Annotated in this window: 17 protein-coding genes and 3 pseudogenes; 13 read left to right on the plus strand and 7 right to left on the minus strand. The window is 58.4% G+C overall.

Annotation, left to right across the window (positions count from 1 at the left end; all coding sequences use genetic code 11):
• Positions 1 to 70 precede the first annotated feature (70 nt).
• Positions 71 to 1,084, minus strand: coding sequence for an IS110 family transposase (locus tag PYV00_RS11305; RefSeq protein WP_275228390.1), 1,014 nt, complete (start codon positions 1,082 to 1,084; stop codon positions 71 to 73).
• A gap of 84 nt (positions 1,085 to 1,168) precedes the next feature.
• On the opposite strand from PYV00_RS11305, the pseudogene PYV00_RS11310 reads away from it, so the two are divergent.
• From PYV00_RS11310 to PYV00_RS11350, 9 genes and pseudogenes are all read left to right on the plus strand, one after another.
• Positions 1,169 to 1,627, plus strand: a pseudogene (locus PYV00_RS11310) (IS3 family transposase); the annotation flags it as partial.
• Between the two features lie 633 nt (positions 1,628 to 2,260).
• The gene (gene ltrA / locus PYV00_RS11315; protein WP_275228372.1) at positions 2,261 to 3,775 is read left to right on the plus strand and encodes a group II intron reverse transcriptase/maturase; all 1,515 of its coding nucleotides are present in this window, start codon (positions 2,261 to 2,263) and stop codon (positions 3,773 to 3,775) included.
• Positions 3,776 to 3,842: 67 nt separating this feature from the next.
• Positions 3,843 to 4,316 (plus strand): annotated as a pseudogene (locus tag PYV00_RS11320) (IS3 family transposase); the annotation flags it as partial.
• A 34-nt stretch (positions 4,317 to 4,350) separates the two neighbouring features.
• Positions 4,351 to 4,659, plus strand: a pseudogene (locus tag PYV00_RS11325) (integrase core domain-containing protein); the annotation flags it as partial.
• A 206-nt stretch (positions 4,660 to 4,865) separates the two neighbouring features.
• Positions 4,866 to 5,438, plus strand: a complete 573-nt coding sequence (locus tag PYV00_RS11330; protein ID WP_275228373.1) for a polysaccharide biosynthesis/export family protein — start codon at positions 4,866 to 4,868, stop codon at positions 5,436 to 5,438.
• 161 nt (positions 5,439 to 5,599) lie between these two features.
• Positions 5,600 to 6,889 (plus strand): outer membrane beta-barrel protein, encoded by a 1,290-nt coding sequence (locus PYV00_RS11335; protein WP_275228374.1) that lies wholly within the window; start codon positions 5,600 to 5,602, stop codon positions 6,887 to 6,889.
• Between the two features lie 39 nt (positions 6,890 to 6,928).
• Complete coding sequence (locus PYV00_RS11340) at positions 6,929 to 9,055, plus strand: GumC family protein (RefSeq protein WP_275228375.1); 2,127 nt, start codon at positions 6,929 to 6,931, stop codon at positions 9,053 to 9,055.
• Positions 9,056 to 9,072: 17 nt separating this feature from the next.
• Complete coding sequence (locus PYV00_RS11345) at positions 9,073 to 10,362, plus strand: hypothetical protein (RefSeq protein ID WP_275228376.1); 1,290 nt, start codon at positions 9,073 to 9,075, stop codon at positions 10,360 to 10,362.
• Positions 10,363 to 10,369: 7 nt separating this feature from the next.
• Positions 10,370 to 11,380, plus strand: a complete 1,011-nt coding sequence (locus PYV00_RS11350) for a glycosyltransferase (protein WP_275228377.1) — start codon at positions 10,370 to 10,372, stop codon at positions 11,378 to 11,380.
• On the opposite strand, the gene PYV00_RS11355 is transcribed toward PYV00_RS11350, so the two are convergent.
• The 4 genes from PYV00_RS11355 to PYV00_RS11370 are packed head-to-tail and all read right to left on the minus strand — an operon-like array spanning position 11,340 to position 14,929.
• Entirely contained in the window at positions 11,340 to 12,464 is a 1,125-nt protein-coding gene (locus PYV00_RS11355; protein ID WP_275228378.1) for a glycosyltransferase family 4 protein, read from the minus strand. The genes PYV00_RS11350 and PYV00_RS11355 overlap by 41 nt on opposite strands.
• Positions 12,421 to 13,869, minus strand: a complete 1,449-nt coding sequence (locus PYV00_RS11360; RefSeq protein WP_275228379.1) for an O-antigen ligase family protein — start codon at positions 13,867 to 13,869, stop codon at positions 12,421 to 12,423. The genes PYV00_RS11355 and PYV00_RS11360 overlap by 44 nt, the downstream gene beginning before the upstream one ends.
• Positions 13,866 to 14,360, minus strand: a complete 495-nt coding sequence (locus PYV00_RS11365; RefSeq protein WP_275228380.1) for a glycosyltransferase — start codon at positions 14,358 to 14,360, stop codon at positions 13,866 to 13,868. Before PYV00_RS11365 ends, PYV00_RS11360 begins: the two co-directional genes overlap by 4 nt.
• The gene (locus tag PYV00_RS11370; RefSeq protein WP_275228381.1) at positions 14,357 to 14,929 is read right to left on the minus strand and encodes a glucuronosyltransferase; all 573 of its coding nucleotides are present in this window, start codon (positions 14,927 to 14,929) and stop codon (positions 14,357 to 14,359) included. Before PYV00_RS11370 ends, PYV00_RS11365 begins: the two co-directional genes overlap by 4 nt.
• 128 nt (positions 14,930 to 15,057) lie before the next feature.
• Between PYV00_RS11370 and PYV00_RS11375 the strand changes: the two genes are divergently transcribed.
• On the plus strand, positions 15,058 to 15,840 hold the full coding sequence (locus tag PYV00_RS11375; protein WP_275228382.1) for a metallophosphoesterase family protein: 783 nt from the start codon (positions 15,058 to 15,060) through the stop codon (positions 15,838 to 15,840).
• 43 nt (positions 15,841 to 15,883) lie between these two features.
• Positions 15,884 to 16,810 carry a glucosamine inositolphosphorylceramide transferase family protein gene (locus PYV00_RS11380; protein WP_275228383.1) on the plus strand — a complete coding sequence of 309 codons (927 nt, stop codon included), beginning with the start codon at positions 15,884 to 15,886 and terminating at the stop codon, positions 16,808 to 16,810.
• Between the two features lie 26 nt (positions 16,811 to 16,836).
• Here PYV00_RS11380 and PYV00_RS11385 read toward each other — a convergent pair whose 3' ends face one another.
• Together PYV00_RS11385 and PYV00_RS11390 are read right to left on the minus strand one after the other, a co-directional pair.
• Positions 16,837 to 17,532 carry a class I SAM-dependent methyltransferase gene (locus PYV00_RS11385; RefSeq protein ID WP_275228384.1) on the minus strand — a complete coding sequence of 232 codons (696 nt, stop codon included), beginning with the start codon at positions 17,530 to 17,532 and terminating at the stop codon, positions 16,837 to 16,839.
• 183 nt (positions 17,533 to 17,715) lie between these two features.
• Positions 17,716 to 18,645 (minus strand): HEPN domain-containing protein, encoded by a 930-nt coding sequence (locus tag PYV00_RS11390; protein WP_275228385.1) that lies wholly within the window; start codon positions 18,643 to 18,645, stop codon positions 17,716 to 17,718.
• 471 nt (positions 18,646 to 19,116) lie between these two features.
• Between PYV00_RS11390 and PYV00_RS11395 the strand changes: the two genes are divergently transcribed.
• Complete coding sequence (locus PYV00_RS11395) at positions 19,117 to 19,335, plus strand: hypothetical protein (protein ID WP_275228386.1); 219 nt, start codon at positions 19,117 to 19,119, stop codon at positions 19,333 to 19,335.
• A gap of 160 nt (positions 19,336 to 19,495) precedes the next feature.
• Positions 19,496 to 20,101: a hypothetical protein gene (locus PYV00_RS11400; protein ID WP_275228387.1), complete on the plus strand. Its 606-nt coding sequence runs from the start codon at positions 19,496 to 19,498 to the stop codon at positions 20,099 to 20,101.
• Positions 20,102 to 20,113: the final 12 nt, after the last annotated feature.

A 20,113-nucleotide genomic window follows, 5' to 3' on the forward strand; every position in this document is an offset into this window, starting at 1 on the left:
TGCCATCTCCGCTTCACCTCCCGCAGACATCGTGAGCGTGCGGTATCCGTCCGCCCGCTGTTCCAGACGATCAGGCGACGACGAGCGCCTGCCGATCGAAGTCCTGCTGTTTGTTCAGCACCGCCCAAGCGATGCGCGCCAGTTTCGCGGCCAGTGCCACCACCACGACGTTGGGATGGGCGCGCGTCAACATAGCCTGCAGCCAAGTGCCGAGCTGGTTCGGCTTGGCCGCGAGATGCGGCATGGCGGCGCGAGCACCGTGGATCAGTTGCTTGCGAAGGTAGCCGTTTCCGCGCTTGCTGATGCCGAGCAGCTTCGTTTTGCCGCCGGTCGAGTGTTGCCGCGGTGTCAGACCGAGCCATGCGGCCAGATCCCGCGCCTTGGGGAAGGCGCTGCCGTCCCCGATAGCTGCGAGCAACGCGGTCGCGTTGATGACGCCGACGCCAGGGATGGTCGCCAGGCGCCGAGCCTGCTCATCATCGCGGGTCAGCGCGGCAAGTTCATCGTCGTACCTCTTCACTTGTCGATCAAGGCCCGCCCACTCGTCGCGAAGGTCAGCCAGCAACGCCCGGGTGCGAGCACTGACGGCCGGATCGCTGGTCATGAGATCCTCGAGACGACGCATCAGGTTGATCCGGCCCTTGGGCAGGATGATCCCGCGCTCGAGCAACACCGCACGCAACTGGTTGATCAGCGCCGTGCGCGCATTCACCAGCCGTTCCCGAACGCGATGCAGGATCTGCAGGTCGAGCTGAGCTTCGCTCTTTAGTGATACAAATCGCATCGTCGGTCGCGTCGCCGCTTCGGCAATTGCCTCGGCATCGCGGTCATCGGTTTTCTGCGCCTTGACGTACGGCTGAACATATTCAGGCGACATCAGCCGGATCGTGTGCCCGTAAAGCGCGAGCGTCCGGCCCAGAAAGTGCGCACCGCAGCACGCCTCCATCGCAATCACACACGCCGGCAACGTCGCCGCGAAGCTCACGATGGCATCCCGCGTCATCCGCTTGCGCATCACCACGGCGCCGGCGTTATCCATGCCCGCCAAGCTGCAGCTATTCTTGCCCAGGTCGATCCCGAGCACGGCGATAGGTGTCTTCGTCATCGGTCCTCTCCTCAGTTTGCGACACCATCATAGCGCCGAGACATAAGGGGCGGGCCATTCCATAAAAACCACCGCGTATTTCGCCAGGGATGCAAAGTGAGATACGCGTTTGTTGCCGAGCATCGTGGCCAGTTCCCGGTTCGGTCGATGTGTCGGTGCCTGCGCATCCAGCCCAGCGGTTTCTATGCCCGGCAGAAGAGCCCACTTAGCCAGCGGGCTCGGGAAGATGCCCGGCAGACCGATCTGATCCGCAAAGCCTGGAATGACAGCGGTAAGGTCTATGGCTACCGCAAGCTACACGATGATCTGCTGGATCACGGCGAGACCTGCTGCCCCAACCGCGTTGCCCGATTGACCAGGCTGGCGGGCATCAGGGCGCAGATCGGCTACAAGCGCAGGCCCGGCAGCTATGGTGGCAAGCCGTCCCTGGCAGTCGACAACACTCTGGACCGCCAGTTCGATGTGGCTGCGCCAGACCGGGCCTGGGTGACCGACATCACCTACAGTGCGCCTCGTCCCGGATGATCGGGGAGGCGTATGTTGGAATGCAAAGGAGAAAGGAGGAATTGAACGAATGCCTTGCCCCCTGCTGTGAGGGGGCATGAGCCCAAGCGGCGGTGACCTGCTGTCAACTGGCAGGGTGACGTAGCCCGCAGGTAAAGGGGATTGAGGCGAAGCCGTTACGCCAAGATGGTCCCCGAGGCTGTAGCGCTGGAAGGTTGAGGAACACGAACCGGTTAATCCGCATCCGAGGGCTGAAATGTCGCCTTCGCCTACACGGCTTAACAGGCGGAATGCTGATGATGGCGCCGGACAGGTATGCCGGCGAAATCCGAGCGCAGGCAAAGACGTAGGTCGCCTGCGGGGCGTCATGGAGAGAACGCAGCCAGACCATGGCATCGGCATCGACTTGCGGGACGCAAGGACTAGGACTGCGACCGGCAGCCTCCCCAGCGCGTGAAAGTCCAGCATATGAACGAGGGAAGGCATGATGGAATGCCAAGGGAGTTGGCCCCGATGTCCATCATGCTGGCGGAGTCCCCGTAGTAGTCCGCGACAGGGAAAGCCTGTCACATGGCGAAGGGGGACAGTTCAATCTGCTTGAAGTGCAAACTACCTGACCAAACGAGGTGAAGACCTTTGATAATCAGTGAAATGCAGCACAAGCTCGCGACATGGGCCGAGAGCGATCCGAACCGCAGGTTCGATCGGCTTCTCCGGCTCATTGCCGACAGGGCGTGGCTTGCCGAGGCAGCCCGGATCGTGCTGGCGTCTAGCGGCGCCAAGACCCCGGGCATAGACGGAATGGACAAGCAACGGATGCAGGACGGATTGGCAGAACATCTGGCCAGCCTGCGGACGGACTTGCTGACGGGGAATTACGCCCCGCAGCCGGTCAGGCGAATCTATATCCCGAAAGCCAATGGCAAGAAACGTCCACTGGGTATCCCGACCCTGACAGACCGCATCATCCAACGTGCGATGCTGATGGCCATGGAGCCGATCTGGGAAAGCGACTTCCATCGCCTCTCCTACGGCTTCCGGCCGGAACGCAGCGTGCATCACGCTGTCCGGACCGTGAAGATACAGTTGCAGGATAGTGACGCCGGAACGCGGGGCCGCTGGATCATCGAAGGTGATCTGGCGAGCTACTTCGACACGGTACATCACCGGCTTCTGCTTCGCTGTGTCCGGCGGCGTATCCGGGATGATCGGTTCGTCGATCTGCTCCGGCGGTTCCTGAAGGCAGGCCACATCGACTGTGGTTTGTTCGTCGCCTCAAGCGAAGGTGTTCCGCAAGGCGGCATGTTGTCGCCGCTCCTGTCCAATATCATGCTCCATGAGTTTGATGCGTGGCTGGAGGCGAAATACCTGAGCGCCAAGGCGCGAAAGGATCGCTGGGCATGGAACTTCGGCATCCAGCAGGGGCGCCCCATTACGGTTCGCGAGAACCGGCAATGGAAACCTGCTGTCGCCTACTGCCGTTACGCCGACGACTTCGTCGTTATCGTCAAGGGCACCAAGGCACATGCCGAGGCCATCCGCGAGGAATGCCGGGCCTTTCTGGAAGGCGGCCTGAAGCTGACGTTGAATATGGACAAGACCCATATCACCCACGTCGACGACGGGTTCGTGTTCCTCGGGCACCGGATCATCCGCAAGCGGGGATCGAGCGGACGCATGTCCGTGGTCTCGACGATACCCAAGGAGAAAGCCAAGACCTTCGCTCGCCGACTGGTCGAGGCGCTCTCCGGCAATCATGAGGTTGCCGCGGTGGACATGATCGACAGCCTGAACCGCCAACTGGCGGGTTGGGCCGCGTTCTATAAGTTCACCGACTTCACGGCGCGCACATTCCGGCGCATCGACACCGTCGTGTTCTGGAAAATGGCGCACTGGTTGGCGCAGAAGTACCGGTCCCGCATCAAGCCCTTGATGCGCAAATGGTACCGCGTGCCGGAAATTGGCCAATCAAAGACGTGGCTGATCTACGGCCGGAGCAATCAGGGCAATGCCGTCGGCAAGGCGCTGCGACGACTGGTCACCAGCCAGAAGATGCAGTTCCGGTGGCGGAACCCGGAGCGAAATCCCTACATCTTCCGGGACGAACTCCGAAATACCGTCACCTCCCGCTATCATGATGTCGCCATGGCCTTGGGCCAAGGTTGAATGGAGAGCCGTATGCGCTGAAAGGTGCACGTACGGTTCGGGGAGGGGAAGCGCTCATGCGCTTCCTACTCCACTCCGCACCCTGGAAGGCTTCGCCTATCTAGCCGTCGTGATCGACCTGTACTCCCGCCGCGTGGTGGGATGGTCGATGCAGAGCCGGCAGACCACCGATGTAGTGCTGCAGGCGCTGCATATGGCGGTATGGCGGCGCAAGCCCAGGCAACGGGTACTGATCCATTCGGACCAGGGCTCGCAGTTCGCCAGCATGGACTGGGCGGCCTTCATCCGCGCTCACAATCTTGAGCACTCGATGAGCCGGCGCGGCAACTGTCATGACAACGCTGTGGCGGAGAGCTTCTTCTCTTCGCTCAAGCGTGAGCGCATCCGGCGCCGGACCTACAAAACCCGCGAGGAAGCCCGGCAGGACGTGTTCGATTACGTCGAGATGTTCTACAACCCGGTTCGCAAGCAGGTCAGGAACGGGATGCTGTCGCCCGTCGAGTTCGAACGGCAGCAGATTTTGAAAGCGGAAGGCGTCTAGAAAACTAGAGGCTATTCACTTGCCCTTCCGCTGCCATGCCTTCGAAGCAGCCTGCGCCGACCTCGATGTCGAACATCGGCTTACAAAACCCCGCCACCCGTGGACCAATGGCCAGGTCGAACGGATGAACCGCACCATCAAGGAAGCAACGGTCAAACGCTACCACTACGACAACCACGACCAGCTCCGACAACACCTCACCGACTTCGCCGCCGCCTACAACTTCGGACGCCGCCTCAAGACGCTGAAGGGCCTCACACCCTATGAAGCCATCTGCAAAGCATGGCTTCGCGAGCCTCAACGATTTACGTCAGATCCGACCCACCAAATTCCGGGACCAAACACCGCAAAAATACCGGTTTTTGCGGGTCTCCAGCTCTTCACGTGGCGCCGCGAGCTTCGCCAGCAGCTTGAAGCCGGAACCGCCGGGCCGCTCGCCGCGTCGCAACATCAATCTCTCTTGCAAACGCCCTTCCCCGTCGTTAGGCACATGATCAAGCAAGGTTTTGCGATGCCAAAGCTTTCGGCTTCAGTGCCTTGGGGGGCAGTGTGAAAAAGATCTTTTCTGCCTGTCTCATGTGCCTCCTCGCCTGGGGCTGCGCGACATACAATTCGGCTGATGTCATCTCGAGCGGCGAGAGATATGCGCCAAATGCCGATGATCGGCCCTACCTTATTGGCCCGGGCGACCAGCTTGGGATCACGGTCTATAACGAAACCGGGATCACCGGCACCTATGCAGTCGGCGCTGATGGCACGGTTACGCTCCCGCTCGTCGGAGTTGTCAAAGCAGAAGGCAAGACGCCCCAGGAGTTGGCGAAAGATACCCAGGATCTTTATGCTGCGGGGTATTTGCGCCTGCCCAGCGTCAGTGTGCAAGTAACCCAATATCGACCAATCTATGTGCTGGGTGAGGTCAATACCGCAGGCCAATACCCTTATGCCCCAGGCATGTCCGCGCTCTCCGCAATCGCGACTGCCAAGGGCTTTTCGCCGCGAGCCGAGAAGAAAGTTTTGTTCATCCGCCGAGAAGGCTCAGACATCGAGCAGGTCTACGCGCTGACGGCAGGGCTCAGGATCTATCCTGGTGACACTATCCGGGTTGAAGAGCGATATTTCTGATCAGCCTTCCATACCCCCAATTCGTGCCGCAAGCATCGGTCGGCAAGGGCAAGATGCGGACAAGGCATCGAAGCACGCTGCTCGTTACAAGCTTCGAACGACTCCGACCCAAGAGTGAGGATCTCGGCGCGAGGAGACTAACGCGAAAGCGTTTGTTTCCTATGGTCGCCAACCTTTTGTTTACGGTGCTTTTGATCCCGATCATGACTGGAACCGCCCGAGCACAATCAAGCGAGAGTGTGCTCATCGACACCGCCACACCCGAAGGTCTTCCATCTGATAAAGGAAACGACGTACGCCGCACCCCGAGCGAGTGGGCGCCGTTGGGATCAAGGATAGGTGCATTCGCATTAAATTCGCAGGTTACCCTCGCCAACGGCATAACCAGCAACACCTTCCAAACCTCGTCTTCACCAAAGGCGTCCTCATTTCTGGTGTTTTCGCCGCAAGCAGATTTGCGCTCGAACTGGTCGCGCCATCAGGTACGCCTCTATGCAAACGGCGACTTCGCTCGCTATGTGGGCCGGTCGGATCGCAACGAGGATCGCTGGAACCTTGTCGCCAATGGGCGCATCGATGCAAGCAGCAAGCTCGAATTAAATGCCGAAGTTTCCGCCTCGCAGCAAACCCGCAACCGTTTTTCCGGCGATATCGATGCAACTGGCGCATATATCACCGTCTACCGCCAGGACGCGTTGGCACTCAATGCGACATACGCATCGGGTCGAGCCTACCTGTCGATCGATTCGCAATTCTACGATATCCGTTTCAAGCCGTTTACAGACGTGGATGGCGGTCAGGTTGATCAGGCAGGCCAGGATCGGAGGGTCGCGCGCATTGCCGGTCAATTCCAATACGCGATTTCACCGACGGTAGCGCTCTACACCCAAGCCGAGTTCAGCCAAATTGATTTTGATCACACGATCGTCGGGACAGTCGAAGACAGCGATTCTTCAGGGGGCCGACTAATCGCAGGTGCACAGTTTACCTTTGCCGGATACGGGAGCGCCACCGTCGGTCTCGGTTATTCCATTCGCGATTTCAAAGCACTCGGCCTTAAAAGCGTTGAAGGTCTTTCCGCCGAGGCCCAAGCCGAATTCTATCTCAGTGCCCTTACAACGATTTCGTTCCAAGGAGGACGCCGCTTCTCCGATACGCAATTCGTGAGCAGCCGCCCCTATTTCCAGACATTTGCCGGCGTCCGCCTGGATCATGCATTACTTCGGAATCTCCTAGTTACGGGTCAGGCCCGATATTCGCATCAGGACTACGTCGGCCCTTCATCCAAAGCGTCGACCACTCAGCTTTCGTTATCCGGCAGATACCTGGCGTCCCGGCGCTTCGAGATCGGCGTCGATGCAACCTACAATACGCGTTCACGCAGCGCTACGCTGCGCCAGCCTGACATCAGTGAACTTCGTGCCCAGATTCGTGCTACCGTCAAACTGTGATCGTAGCCAACATCGCAAACAAGCTATAGGCGCCAAGATATGGAAATAGCACTAGCACAGCAGCCCGAGTTCACGCTGTCCGATGTGGTGACAAGGGTTCGCGATGCCCTAAAGCGGCGATGGAAGATGATGGCGCTCATCTCTGGCATCGTTTTTGTGCTCGGCACGATCGCGGTCTTTCTGATCACCCCGCAATATCAGGCGTCCGCCCGCGTCCGCATCGACCCATCGCGAGATCCTGTCGCAGCCCAGCAAAAGACGACGGTCACGCTTTCAGACGAAGCGATCGATACCGAAGTTTCGTCATTCTATGGGCTTGATGTGGCCAAGGCTGTTGTATCCAAGCTCAATCTGGCCAACGATCCGGAGTTCGTTGAGACTGACAAGGATGATGGGGTCTCCACAACCGCCTCCCGCGAGGATACCGCCGCGACTAATCTGCTCAAAAAGCTCAGTGTCTCGCGTGAGGGACAGACCTATGTCCTCAACGTCGGCTTTGAATCGGTCGATCCCGTGAAAGCTGCCCAAATCGCCAACGCGTTCGCTGAGGCGCACATCGAAGGCGCGGTCAATACACGGACCAGTGTCGCTAGCGGCCAAGCAGAGTGGTATCAGCAGCAATTGACCGAGCTTAACGGCCAAGTCCGAGCGGCAGAAGCACTTGCAGCCCGTTACCGGGCCGAAAATGGGCTATCGCTGGGCGGCAGTGACACAGGCTCGGGGACAGGCACGATCAGCGACCAACAGGTTCCCGCACTCTCCGCAAATCTCGCCGATGCCGAATCGTCTGCCGCAGCCGCGCGCGCAAACTATCTTGCGGCCCGCATGCAAGCGAGCCGATCCGGCCCCGGCTCTGTGGTCGAAGTCCTTCAGTCTCCGGTAATCAGCGACCTTCGAGCAAAGCGCGCCGACATTCTTACCGCCAAGGCCGAGATGGAATCGCGCTATGGCAAGCGCTATCCCGACACGCAAAAGATTGACGCGCAATTGGACAACATCGATCGCCAGATTGCCGCGGAAAGCGAGCGGATCATTTCGTCGCTGGGATCGGTCGCCAAGGCAGCCGATGCGCGAGCAGCGAGCCTGCGCTCCAGCCTCGCAGGCATCGAAAAATTGCGCGCATCGCAAACCCAGGCCAAAGTCATTGCAGACAGCCTCACGCGCGAAGCGGATGCCAAACGTGATCTCTACCGCCAGCTTTCCGAAGAGTCGCTGGCTGTACAGCAGACCGCCCAGAATTCCATGTCGACGGCGACCATCGTTGACCGCGCTATCCCCCCCAAGGCCCCACACTTTCCCAACAAGCCGCTCTTCATTTCGCTTGCCTTGATTGTCGCCCTGATGGCGGGCGCGGGCACCATTGCCACACAAGAAATGCTGGCAGGCACTGTGCTCAAAGCTAGCGATATCGAGGAAAAGCTTGGCCTGTCGCTACTCACTGTTGTGCCCAAGGTTGCCGACGAACACCCGGCACATTTGCTCATTGATCGCCCAACCTCTTTCTTTGCCGAGGCATTCCGCATTGCTCGCGGGGCCATTCTAGGAGCGGGCGAAACCGCGCGCGACTTGAAGGTCATCGCATTCACCTCGGCAATCCCTGGCGAAGGAAAGACAACCACCTCGCTATCGTTCGCCCGAACCCTCGCTGTGGCAGGACTTCGCACCTTGATCGTCGACTGCGACCTGCGCCGCGCGGCCATGCAAGGCGCTGCCGAAGTCGGCCGAACCAACAACGGCCTCGTCGAATACCTCAAGGGCGATGCGGAGTTGGATTCCGTCATCACCGCCAGTGCCCTAGAGAACCTCGACATGGTCTTGGTCCGCGAGCCTTATTTCACGTCCACAAACTTGTTCGAAAGCGACCGCATGCAAATGCTCGTTTCGGCCGCGAGACAGCGCTACGATCATGTTATTCTTGATCTGCCACCGCTGCTAGGGCTTGCCGACGGCCGCATGCTCGCTAACTACGCCGAAGGTCTGGTCTTCGTTGTCAAGTGGAACGATACACCGCTCAGCGTCGCACAAAGCGCGCTTGAAGCGCTAAGAAAGACTGCTCGCGAGCCCATCGGCGCCATTGTGAACGCCGTCGATGAAAACGCCGAGGCGCTTGGGGGCAGCTACTATCAGTATCGATACGCCTACTACTACCAGGAAGCGAACGGCTAGCTCTTGACGAGCCCGACGTGATTTCGATTTCCGGGCTTCGAAAGGTGATGCCATCGGTAACTGAGGCGGGGAAATACGCGCTCGCCATGGGCGGTACCGCAGGCGGAGCCGCGGCACAATTCCTGTTGTCGCTAGTCCTGTTGCGGCGCTTACCGGCCGCAGAATTCAGTCGATTCGTGTTCCTGCTGCTGGTCGCGCAATTCCTTTGGTCGATCATGAATGCGCTTTTCGTTGCGCCGCTGGCGCACGTTCTAGCTGAGCGCAAGCCGCATGGGCTCTTGCCTACCATGCCCCCCATCTCGTTGCTCAATCAGGCCGGAACCGCGATCATCTCGGGACTCGCGCTTCCGATCGCCCTTGCATTGGATGCTTCTTTTCAGGCTTCGCTGCTCTACGCTGGCGTCGTGGCAAGCGGATCATTGCGACAGTTCGGCAGAGCAATGGCCTATTGCCATGGAAAGCAGTTCCGTGTGGCTATCTCGGATGCCATCTACATGACAGCACTGGTCGCTGGAACGGCATGGATCGTAGTTAATTCACAGCCGCATTCGGATTGGGCATATGCAGCCTATTTCGTCAGCGGTCTGGTTAGTCTCATACCCTTTGCGCGACGCACTGACTTCTGGGCGGATCCCCAATTGGCTCAAAAGTCGTTCAAATCCATCTGGCGGAAATCTTCGCGCTGGTCACTACTCGGCGTGATAGCAACCACAGCAACCGCAAATGCGCACAGTTATATGGTTACCCTCTTCCTTGGGCCGCAAGCATTCGTCCCGATCGCGGCAAGCGGGACTCTCACCCGTCCCTGTATTGTCGCACTCAATGCGCTTTCCGAGCTGGAGCGCTCGCGGCTGGCGATCGGCATTGCCCAAGGATCGACGGCGGCCGTGAAAAGCGCAATGTGGCATTTCCGAATGGCTTCGATCATCGTTTGGCTTTTCACGATCATCGCGATGTGTATCGTCCTTGCCTTTTTTCCCTACGTCTTCTTCAATCGCTCTTATGACCTGAATGCAGTCGTGATCGGCTCAGCGCTCTGGAGCGCCATATTGCTTGCCAGAGCCCTGTACTTTCCTGAAGCGATCCTGCTTCAGGCGCATGGCGCATTCAGCCCGCTTGCGATTCCGATGCTCTGGGCAGCCCCTGTCAGCATAGGCTCGGTCTCCCTGTTGCTCGTGCTTGCTCCACCCGTCTGGTCGCTCGGTGGCATTGTCCTAGGAGAATTCGTTGCCGCGGCATTGATTTTCCGCGCGGTACGCACCCTTCCTCAAACAAAGTCATCTTCCAGTAAGCTGTGGGCGGGCTGAGCAGGCCGTGACTGTCACTATTGCCATAAAGGCGCTGAATGAGGGTGCCACTATACGCGATGCTTTGACAAGCGCGCGTGCCGCGGCAGACCTTGTCGGCGGCAAGGTGGTGCTGGCGGACAGCGTATCGAGCGATGACACCATCGCGATCGCCCGGTCGATGGGTGTAAGGATAGTCCAACTTGCAGAGCCCATGGAGCGTTGCTGCGGAGCCGGCGCGCAGCTCGCGTTCCAGGCGGTCGATAGGGACTACTTCTATCTTATGGACGGTGACATGCGGCTCGTGGAAGACTTCCTTCCCAAAGCGATCGCATTTCTGAACGAGAATCCCAACTACGCCGGTGTTGGCGGCGAGGTAATTGAAAGCGTCATCGCGAATCAGGAATTTCAGATACGCAGCGCCGCCATGCGGCGTCAAGGCCACCGCAAGGAGGGGCAGGTGGATCGCCTTGACGGCGGTGGACTTTACCGAACCGAAGCAATTGCCTCGATCGGCTATTTCTCGGATCGCAATCTAGGGTCCTTCGAGGAATTTGACCTCGCTGCCCGGCTCGAGTCAGCAGGCTGGCGATTAGCCCGCATCGATGCACCAGCGGTACTTCACGCAGGCTATAGCGCAAATGGGTACCGCATGATCTACGACAGATTGCGCTGGGGACAATTTAGCGGATCAGGTCAGGTCCTGCGCGCTGCCTTGGGACGGCGGCACTTTGGCTTCGTCCTGCATCGGCTAAGCCATGTGCGCATTATCATCGCCATAATAGGCTGGTGGCTCTCCCTAATATTGAACATCATCTTCTTGCCCATTCTTCTTGTTCCTTTGACTTTGGCCCCTTTGCTTATGCTAATTTGGCGACGACGGTCAATCGCTCTAGGACTTTACTCTTTCTGCTACTGGAACGTGAATGCTATCGGTGCGGTGTTCGGTTTTTTCAAGCGCAGAACACCGCCCAATCGGCCTTTGGCATGGGTTGAAATCAGCGATGTGGACCATTTTTCGACCCAACCATACGATTGAATAGGCCGGACAATTCGCTGACGATGCGGTCCCAAGAGTAAGATTCGCGAACGAGTTGCCCTGCCCGCTGGCCTGCAAGCCTGATTTCGCTGACAGGCCTTCCCGCCAACCACGCCGCGCCGGCATGCGCACTGTCAGGTTCGCTCACCACATGGCCACCGAAGGCAGTTACCATCGCCTCGCTACCGGTCATTCGCCGGATCAATGGCAAGGTGCCCGCGGCAAGGGCCTCAAGAACGATCAAGGGAAAGCTGTCGATCCTTGACAAATGGACAAGTACGTCCGCCTTGCGAAGCAAGGCCTGCATCGCCTGCTCATCGAGCCAAGGCATTATGGTAATTCGATCCTGCAGCTGGTGATGCGCGATTTTGCTCCGCAACTGCTCCATGATCACCTCATCGGCGCGGCCTACAAGGATGGCTTCGAATGGAACACAGTCATGGAAGAGCTTTGCGCATAGGTCGACCACCGCGAATGAGCCCTTCTCTTCTGAAAAGCGAGCCGCGTGGACGAGACATAGCTGCGAGCGCGTTCCTTGACCCTCCTCATGCGGGTCAAACGAGGACACCGGGAGAAACGTCCCGATCGTTTCTCGGGCGGGTTTCAAGGGCAAGGCAATCTCGTTGGCCTGGCCATCGAACAGCAGTCCGATCTGGTCGGCCAGACCAAGGACTCCGCGACAAAGCGGCCGCCTCCACACTGATCTTTGCAAGCGACTATTGGCGCCGAAATGCGGTGTCGCTAGCACCGGCATTCGAACGATTTTGCATACGAGAACAAATGCCAGATCGGGGAGGTTACTGATCTGTATCCAAGCGAGATCAAACTTCCTTCGCTGATTGTATGTTCGGAATAGTCGCGTCAAGTATGCTCGCCAACGATGGGGAGCCAGGTAAGCGCTGTCGGATGGCAACCATTCGGCGTCGATATCCTTGCCGAAAATTGCAATCGCAGCCTGGGCCCGCTCACAGAACGCCTCAAGGCCACCTCGATGGGAAACCGTTCCACCAATAATGACGATGCGTAGCTTCGGAGCCAACTCAGGACCTTTGGCTGAGAGAAAAACGCTTGAGCGCCGGCGCATCCACATCTTGCCTATTTGCCCATGCAAGCAAGTCGCGCGATGTGTCGGCCGATGATCGCGTCAGGGTCCATAGGGATGCCAGCGTCAGCATGAGAAAAACCTGTCCGATGGAGTCTCGGTCAAACAGGGTGGTCTCGGTCAGGTTATGTCCCAGACAGAAAACGAGAGTCGCGGCGATCAGCGCGCCGGACTGCCCTTCGGTTTGCGGCGACCCCAGCAGCCTGAGCAAAGGATTGATTGCGACCGCGAATATAACGAGGGCAAGACCAATCGGACCGATCTGGACAAGCAAATCAAGGTATCCGTTATGCGCTTGCGTAACGTTGAAGACCCAACCCCTCCCATAGTGATAGATAGGGCTATTGGGACCGATATTCCAAAACGACCCGAAGCCCGACCCCAGCAGGGGATTATCCCGATGATAAGCCCACATGGCCTGCCAAATCACTGTTCGGCCGGTGAATGCCCCTGGATCGTTCAACGTCCATTGCAGCTGATTGGCATAAACGCTTTGCAAAATCGCCCCCATTCCGAGCATGCCCAGCAAAATGGTGAGCACGCGCACGCGAAAGGCATGTTTGTACCGAGTGAAAAGCAAACCCAAAAAGAGTGCAACCACGCCGACTGCAAGCGAGGTCTTCGAGGCGGAATTGAAAAGGAAAAATGCAGCTCCGGCAATAACTCCTCCCCGGATCCAGATCGGAATTTTCGCAGCATCGAAGACATAATAGAAGATCGTCAGGACACTGATCAGCCCTGCGGCGTTCTTATGGGCCATGATGCCGCGCCAATCACCTTGCAGGCCATCGTCTCCCATGATGTCAACGGGATGGATGCCAAGCCCCGGATCACCGTAAACCGCCAGAAAGTTAGCCGTGAGCAATACGCCAAGCATCGCCCGCACTAGGAACAAGCTCCGATCGTAGCCTAGGGCATTTACCAGTGCGAAAGTTGTCCAGACGACGAGGCTGGTTAAGACGACCCGACGCAACGCTATGGATGGCTCAATAGCCCATGCCACGCTCAACAAGCAAAATGCGAGAGCCGCCACCAGAGGCCACGGAATGACAAGGAGCCGACTGAGATTTCGCTCGGCGCGAATGGCGAAGGCCGCAAGGGCGGCTATCATCAGATACCCCCCTTGACGCAAAGCACTGAACCCTCCCTCACTTCCAGTCTCGTTGAAGGTCATAAGCGGGCCGGTCAGGGCAAGCACCAGCAAACCAACAAATGCCAATTCTGAGAGCAAAGGTCGAATAAGGGGCTTATCCGCAACGGGTTGAACCAACGTGCGCGCAGACCTCGAACCCTTCCGCTGGCGTCGGACACGACGACGAATCTTGCCGCTCGCTGTCGTTATCTCAGGGCTCGCCTGCGCCTCAAAATCTGGCGTTTCTTCCGTCATAGGGCCTTACCCCGTACGCAGTGCATTGCGACGAACCGGGAGACCGTTTCGCACAATTGCCTTTGCCTGTCGTGCATATTTGTCACCGCAAATGCTGCCGGCGGAGCGTCAATGCAGGCCCGAAGCATCTCCTTCGTCGTGGCGATGGCAATGCCCGAGCGACCGGATAGCGCGGCGGTTGTCGCAAGTTGATGATCATTGCGGTGTTCATTTAGACTTGCTAGGCGCGGAAAAAGCACCAGCGGCTTTGCATGCCGCTGCGCGGTAACGATGGTGCCGATTCCCGCATGCGACACCACCAGACGTGCTTCCTCCATGAGCTGCTCGAACTCAACTGGTTCAATCAACCCCTTCCATTCCATGTGACGGGGAATATAGGCTCCCCTGCCTATCTGGGCGATAAAGGGTTCATCAAAGCCAGCCGCGATTTGATCCACTATTTCGACCAACCGATCGAACGGCATTTGCGTGCCGACCGTCAATAAGATCATAGTACGGCTCCGCCGAACTGAATCGATTTGCCGTCGGCTAGATGCTCCCATTGGGTCAGCCAGAGATTTGCAAACGGCTTGGCGAATCGCCCGCTCAGCGAAGGCCCATCGAAATTGGCGATACTGTCTACCCATATCGTTCGGGCACCGAAGAGGCGGGCCCAAAAAAGGCAGAACAACCCCGGAAGCGCGCCCGTGGTCACGAGAACCTGGGGACGGTGCGCACGAATCAGCCAGAAAGCCGCAATAAGGCAGCGCAACGCAGCAAGTGGCTGATCCCTGTTGGAATCGGGCAGCAACTGGACGCGAGCTATATGGTCGCGTTTGGCCAGCCCTTCAATCGTCGTAACGAAGAGAGGCTCATACTCGTCGATCGCAGGCCTCAGGAGCATCAACTCCTCCCAATGCCCTCCTCCCGAAGCCACAGCCATAAGGCGTGCGCGGGGCAGGTGCTCGCTCTTGCCCAGGCATACCTCCCTCTTGATAAATCGGCGCTTAACGTAGCCGTGCATATTGGATGCATATGCCGCAATCTCTGCGATCGAATTCGGCAGCGGTGTCTCACTCATTGCAAGGTGTGGCGTTGCCTTAGATTTGGCTGGCCAAGCATTGCCTGTCAACAAACTGAGCCGATAATACTTAAGGATTTTTTGCGGTGCAGCATAGCAAATTTGATGTATGCACGGGACCGATGAGAATGCCGACTCCTCGCAAACCTCTCGCCAAACGCCGCCGAACCGCAGCGAACGAGCGAATTTATGCCATTGGAGACATCCATGGGCGATATGATTTGCTGCGCCAGCTGCTGCGGCAAATCGAACATCACGAACGAGGCCTCGGCACCACCAAAAAGCTGCATTTGGTACTGCTGGGAGATGTTATCGACCGCGGCCCGGAGTCAGCTGCGATCCTGCGTTTCCTTCGCGATTGGGCGAAGAACACACGGGGCCAGTTTGTGTTGCTCGGCAACCACGAGGAAATCATGCTTCGCGTCCATGCTGGCGAGACGCGTCTTCTCGATCCATGGCTGCGGATGGGCGGTCGTGAGACTTTGCAAAGTTTTGGGATTGCGGCGCCGGAACCCGGTTCCGATTTTGATCCTCGGCTCATGAACGACATCTTCGAGGCTCTCACGCCAGAGCTCATGGAGTTCGTCCGAAAATGGCCATTGGTCACCCGTTCGGGGGACTACTACTTCTGCCATGCCGGTGTCCGGCCGGGCATCGACCTGACCAAACAGGCCAGATCCGACCTTTTGTGGATCCGCGAGGAATTCCTTGCGAGTTCGGTCGATCATGGCGCAACCATCGTGCATGGCCACAGCATCACGCTCTCAGCTGACATCCGCTCCAATCGCATGGGCATCGACACGGGCGCGTTCTGCACGGGTGTGCTTACCGCGCTTTACCTCGAGGACGGCGACTGGGAGCTGTTGTCCACAACCGGCGCGGATGCCTGCACGCCGCGCGAAACCGCCTGAGCCAAAAGAAACAAAGTTGAATTTAATCTGGGAACCCGCCGCGATGGAATTGAGAAAGGACATCTGGCGTCCACTCATCGTCGAAGCTGCGGCAAGCGAAGTGCTCGAGCGCGGCTCGCTTGAAGGTTTGCCCTTGCGATGGCTTCCTGCAGGCGGCGATTTGACGTTCAGTGCCGATCCCTTCGGTGTCTGGCGCGACGGGTACCTTTTCATCTTTGTAGAAGACTTCGACTACCGCACGGCGCACGGAACAATCGCCGTCCATGTCCTGGACCACCGTTTGCGTTGGATCGAGAAGCGGACGGTGTTGGCTGAGCCCTGGCACCTTTCATACCCATTTGTGTTCGAATGGGAGAGCGATATGTGGCTCTTGCCCGAAGCATGTGGTTCAGGAACGCTCACCCTTTATCGCGCCCGAGAGTTTCCATGGACCTGGGAGAAGGCATCCCTAATCGCGCTCGACACTGTCGCTCTGGACCCCACACCGCTTTTTCACGAAGGACTCTGGTGGCTGTTTTACGGAACGGTCGGAGGAAAATTCGATCACCTCTCCAAACTCAATGTTGCGTGGGCCGACACCCCTTTAGGCGCATGGACACCTCATCCCAAAAATCCGGTGAGAATCGATCGCAAGGGCGCCCGCCCAGCTGGTCGCGTCTTTGAGCACGCGGGCCGGCTCATATTGCCAGTGCAAGATTGCGTCCAAAGTTACGGTTCAGCGTTGCGCCTGCTGCACATCGCCGAACTAACCGAGGAGTGCTTCGCGGCAGACCTCAATGCCCGTCTTTGCGCGCCGAGCGGCGCCACGCCCTTCGTGCAAGGATGCCACACATTTTCGCCGGCGGGCCCCGTAACGCTGATCGATGTGAAAAAGCGCCAACTTTCGTTAAAGGGTTTGTCAATGCGGCCCAGGCGCGATCTGGCGAGATGGCTACACTGGAACAGGGGCGCGTCACCTGTGGCGCCATGACAATCGGGTTCTGCACTGCAAGCCGACTATCGCGTGAGCACCATCACTGAAGCGCCGCCCATCATCCGAACCGCGAAATCCTCGTTGAGCCCCGCGAGCAGCCTGCGTGGGACATTCGCGATCCTGGTACGTAGTGGAAGATCTGGAAGTTCGCGTGACCAGAACGTGTAGTTCCAATCGACGATCTCATATCCACAATCGGCCAAAGTGTCGAAGGCCGTTTCGCGAGAGAAATAATGGAGATGTCCCAAGTTCCGGCGAATGTCCTGGAAAAGGCCTCGTCGCAAGAGCATCTGAACCGACATGTCGAGTGGGATGTGAAAAAGCTTATAAGTCGCCCGGTTCACAAGCGCGCGCAAGAACCCGATATAATCCGGCACATGCTCGAATACATCAATCGCCAAGAGAAGATCATATCCCGAGCGCCCAGTCAATATCATATCTTCCAGGCGGAAATCCAAATCAACTTTTGCGCGTGACTGTGCCAAAGAAAATGCCTGCGGCGAGATTTCGAACCCGATATAGCGGGAGTTGGGTCGCAGAGTTTGAAGCCCCGCCAGAACGCCGCCAGCCCCAGTCCCAATCTCGGCCACGCTCTTTGGGTCGAGCGAGTTGCGACGCAAGACGGCATCGATCCATGCTGCTTTAACCGGCGAGTCTTCTGAATGCCAACTCGGATTCCTTTCAAGGTAGCCGCCGTTTACATAGCGCGATTCAGCCATAGTCCCTCGTTAAGTATCTGCTATGAAGAAGCAGCACACCCTGATTTCGCGAAGTCCACTCTTACCGAGAAAGCAAAAGGCGATCGACGAGACAGGGGAATTTCGCATCAGGTTACGCCATCGGATCGATCCGTCCATTCACGGTCAATTTCCAACCGCTTCCAACATAAAGGTGCCCGCTCGCTACCCCGCCTCGGGCACGGCCGCTTCGAGTGCGGCGATCCGCTCCGAACAGACCGCATGCACGACGCGTCCGAGTTCCTCGACTTGTTCGCCGAGCCAGGCGAGCTCGGCCTCGCTGATCCGGTAGTGCTTGGAATAGCGCGCCTTGACGTAGGCTTCCTTGAGCTTGGCGAACCGGGCGCGCTGCTCGCGGGTGTCGGCGGGCCAGACATGGCAAAGCCGCCGATCGAGCCGCTCGGCCTGCGTGCGCAGAAACGCCAGGTTGTGCACGTGTGGCGTGTAGAAACTGACCGTGAGCAAGACGCAGTGATAGAGCCGCTCAGTGGCTTGATGAAGCATGAATGCTGCATCCTTATTCCACCCACGGTTGACGTCATCACCAAAATTAACATGCGCTCGCATCGCTGCCGGAAACCACTCCTCGAAGTACTCTCGCGCCATGGCCAGAGCCGCCTCGGGGGTCTTGGGCCGGGGGCGGGCCAGCTCGCTGTCGTCGCTCTGGTAGAGCGCGATCCCGTCGCGGGCGATGTCGATGAAGAAGTACCGCCCCTGGGCAAGCCCGTCGTTCACTTCCTGCAGCGAATGGACAATGAAGTTGACTGGCGTCCTGATGCTTTGGGTAACCCCGAACTCGCGGATGAGCCGCTCGTCGAGCCCGGACCAGAACTCGACCCGGTCGGTGAGACGCGCGTCGTTGACCACGATGAGCAGGTCGTAATCCGACTGGTACCCCTTGGCCGTATGCGGCTCATCGACCCAGGTGCCGCGCGCATAAGAGCCGTAGAGGATGACCTTGAGGATGCGGCCCTGCTTCTTCCAGTCGCTGGTGCCGGACCTCAAGCTGTCCTCGAACTCCTCGAACACGATCTGCACGACGCGTTCGAGCTCGCGCTGCTTGCCGGGCGGAAGATGATCGAGATCGCTGCGCATGGTTGCAAATCACCCTGTCGGCCCTCCCGTGCGATGGCAAGCCATCGCACAACGATTGCGGCCACTGCTGCGACAAAAAGCCGCCCTTTCTCACTCGCACCGTTCGTGCAGGATGTCGAAAGACCAGATTGTAAAGCACGAAAAGGAAGCCTCAGAATGGGAAGAACATCCGAACGCTTCCCTCCCGCCCCGGCTCACAAGCTGATATGCATCCCCTGCCCGTGCAAGCGGCATGCGAACTGGCTTTCAAATCGCCGATCGCCCGACTGACGATAGACGCCGTGATCGAGCGGCCTTAAGGGTTGTCGGTGGGATACGCCTTGAGGCAGGCAACGCCTGCATAAATTGGGGAGTTCATTGGGAATGCGCTGGATCGGTCTACTTGCATTCGTACTTGCCGGTTGCTCCTCTCCGGCGCCCACTGGGTCAGGGCAAAACTTCAAAGTGGAGTTCCGCCAGGGCGTGAAGGACATGAGCGTCGAACCAGGCGCAACCGGAGAGCATGTGGCGTGGTGTCCCGACGACATGTGGGCCATCTCTGGCGGCTTCGCGATCCCGACGAATCCGCAAGCCTTCGCAGTCACTTCGAGCATGCCGTTTGGCGGCAAGTGGCGGGTAACCGCTCGCAATGTCACGAATACGAAGCAGCCGCTCGAACTCATCGTCTACGTGGGATGCGCCAAGGTTTAGGATCGCACGATGGCCGAGAAGGTTTTCCGCGTGGCAATACATCCCGGCACACTCGCGAATCAATTCGGTAGCGTCGCCAAGCGCCGCATGATTTGCACGGTAAAATATCATTATTAGAATGCGTTATGATGCAAATCTGAGAAGCCCATCAACTCAAATCATGTCACTGCCGTCGATCCTTGATGCTCATCTCGACACGGCGGCGATTGCCGCCGTCCAGGCAAATCCCGATGCCGGATATCTTATCGATGCCCCCTATTCCGAGGCGCCGCTGGTCATCTCATTCGGCTTCGTTTCATGGAATGAATTGCCCGCTTTTGACTTCGTCGGTCGCACCCGCAAATTTGAGAAGGCCATGGGACGGCCTATCAACCGCATCCTGGTACGCGATCCCGCCAATTTCTGGTATCTTTATGGGGTACCGGGACTAGGGCATGACGTGGACGCGGTTACGTCCGCACTGCGCGGCATGATCGCGAGACTGCGGCCTACTTCGGTAAGCACCGTGGGCCAGTCAATGGGCGGATACGCAGCATTGATGTTTGGTGCGCTGCTCGAGGTGGAGCAGATCCTTTCGTTCGGCCCCCTCTCCTACTTTCGCAGCGACCGGGCGCGTCGCGATGGCGATACGCGGTGGCTTGCCACGATGGAGAAGCTCGACCGCTTACCGCCGGTTGGACCGCGCTATGACGACCTTCCCGCCCTGCTCGCGTCTGTAGCGCGACGATTACGGAGTCCGGTCGGCGTCAATTTTGATGGCCGATAGGTGGCCGCGCCG

The organism is Novosphingobium album (ex Liu et al. 2023) (genome assembly GCF_029076845.1).
In the GTDB taxonomy this organism is placed as follows: Bacteria; Pseudomonadota; Alphaproteobacteria; order Sphingomonadales; family Sphingomonadaceae; genus Novosphingobium.

What these genes read in the sequence shown, in the direction of transcription:
- PYV00_RS11355 (WP_275228378.1), bottom strand. Translation starts at nt 12,464, where the DNA reads ATGCGCCGGCGCTCAAGCGTTTTTCTCTCAGCCAAAGGTCCTGAGTTG.
- PYV00_RS11380 (WP_275228383.1), top strand. Translation starts at nt 15,884, where the DNA reads ATGGAATTGAGAAAGGACATCTGGCGTCCACTCATCGTCGAAGCTGCG.
- PYV00_RS11360 (WP_275228379.1), bottom strand. Translation starts at nt 13,869, where the DNA reads ATGACGGAAGAAACGCCAGATTTTGAGGCGCAGGCGAGCCCTGAGATA.
- PYV00_RS11400 (WP_275228387.1), top strand. Translation starts at nt 19,496, where the DNA reads ATGTCACTGCCGTCGATCCTTGATGCTCATCTCGACACGGCGGCGATT.
- PYV00_RS11390 (WP_275228385.1), bottom strand. Translation starts at nt 18,645, where the DNA reads ATGCGCAGCGATCTCGATCATCTTCCGCCCGGCAAGCAGCGCGAGCTC.
- PYV00_RS11395 (WP_275228386.1), top strand. Translation starts at nt 19,117, where the DNA reads ATGAGCGTCGAACCAGGCGCAACCGGAGAGCATGTGGCGTGGTGTCCC.
- ltrA (WP_275228372.1), top strand. Translation starts at nt 2,261, where the DNA reads ATGCAGCACAAGCTCGCGACATGGGCCGAGAGCGATCCGAACCGCAGG.
- PYV00_RS11385 (WP_275228384.1), bottom strand. Translation starts at nt 17,532, where the DNA reads ATGGCTGAATCGCGCTATGTAAACGGCGGCTACCTTGAAAGGAATCCG.
- PYV00_RS11375 (WP_275228382.1), top strand. Translation starts at nt 15,058, where the DNA reads ATGCCGACTCCTCGCAAACCTCTCGCCAAACGCCGCCGAACCGCAGCG.
- PYV00_RS11370 (WP_275228381.1), bottom strand. Translation starts at nt 14,929, where the DNA reads ATGAGTGAGACACCGCTGCCGAATTCGATCGCAGAGATTGCGGCATAT.
- PYV00_RS11335 (WP_275228374.1), top strand. Translation starts at nt 5,600, where the DNA reads ATGGTCGCCAACCTTTTGTTTACGGTGCTTTTGATCCCGATCATGACT.
- PYV00_RS11365 (WP_275228380.1), bottom strand. Translation starts at nt 14,360, where the DNA reads ATGATCTTATTGACGGTCGGCACGCAAATGCCGTTCGATCGGTTGGTC.
- PYV00_RS11340 (WP_275228375.1), top strand. Translation starts at nt 6,929, where the DNA reads ATGGAAATAGCACTAGCACAGCAGCCCGAGTTCACGCTGTCCGATGTG.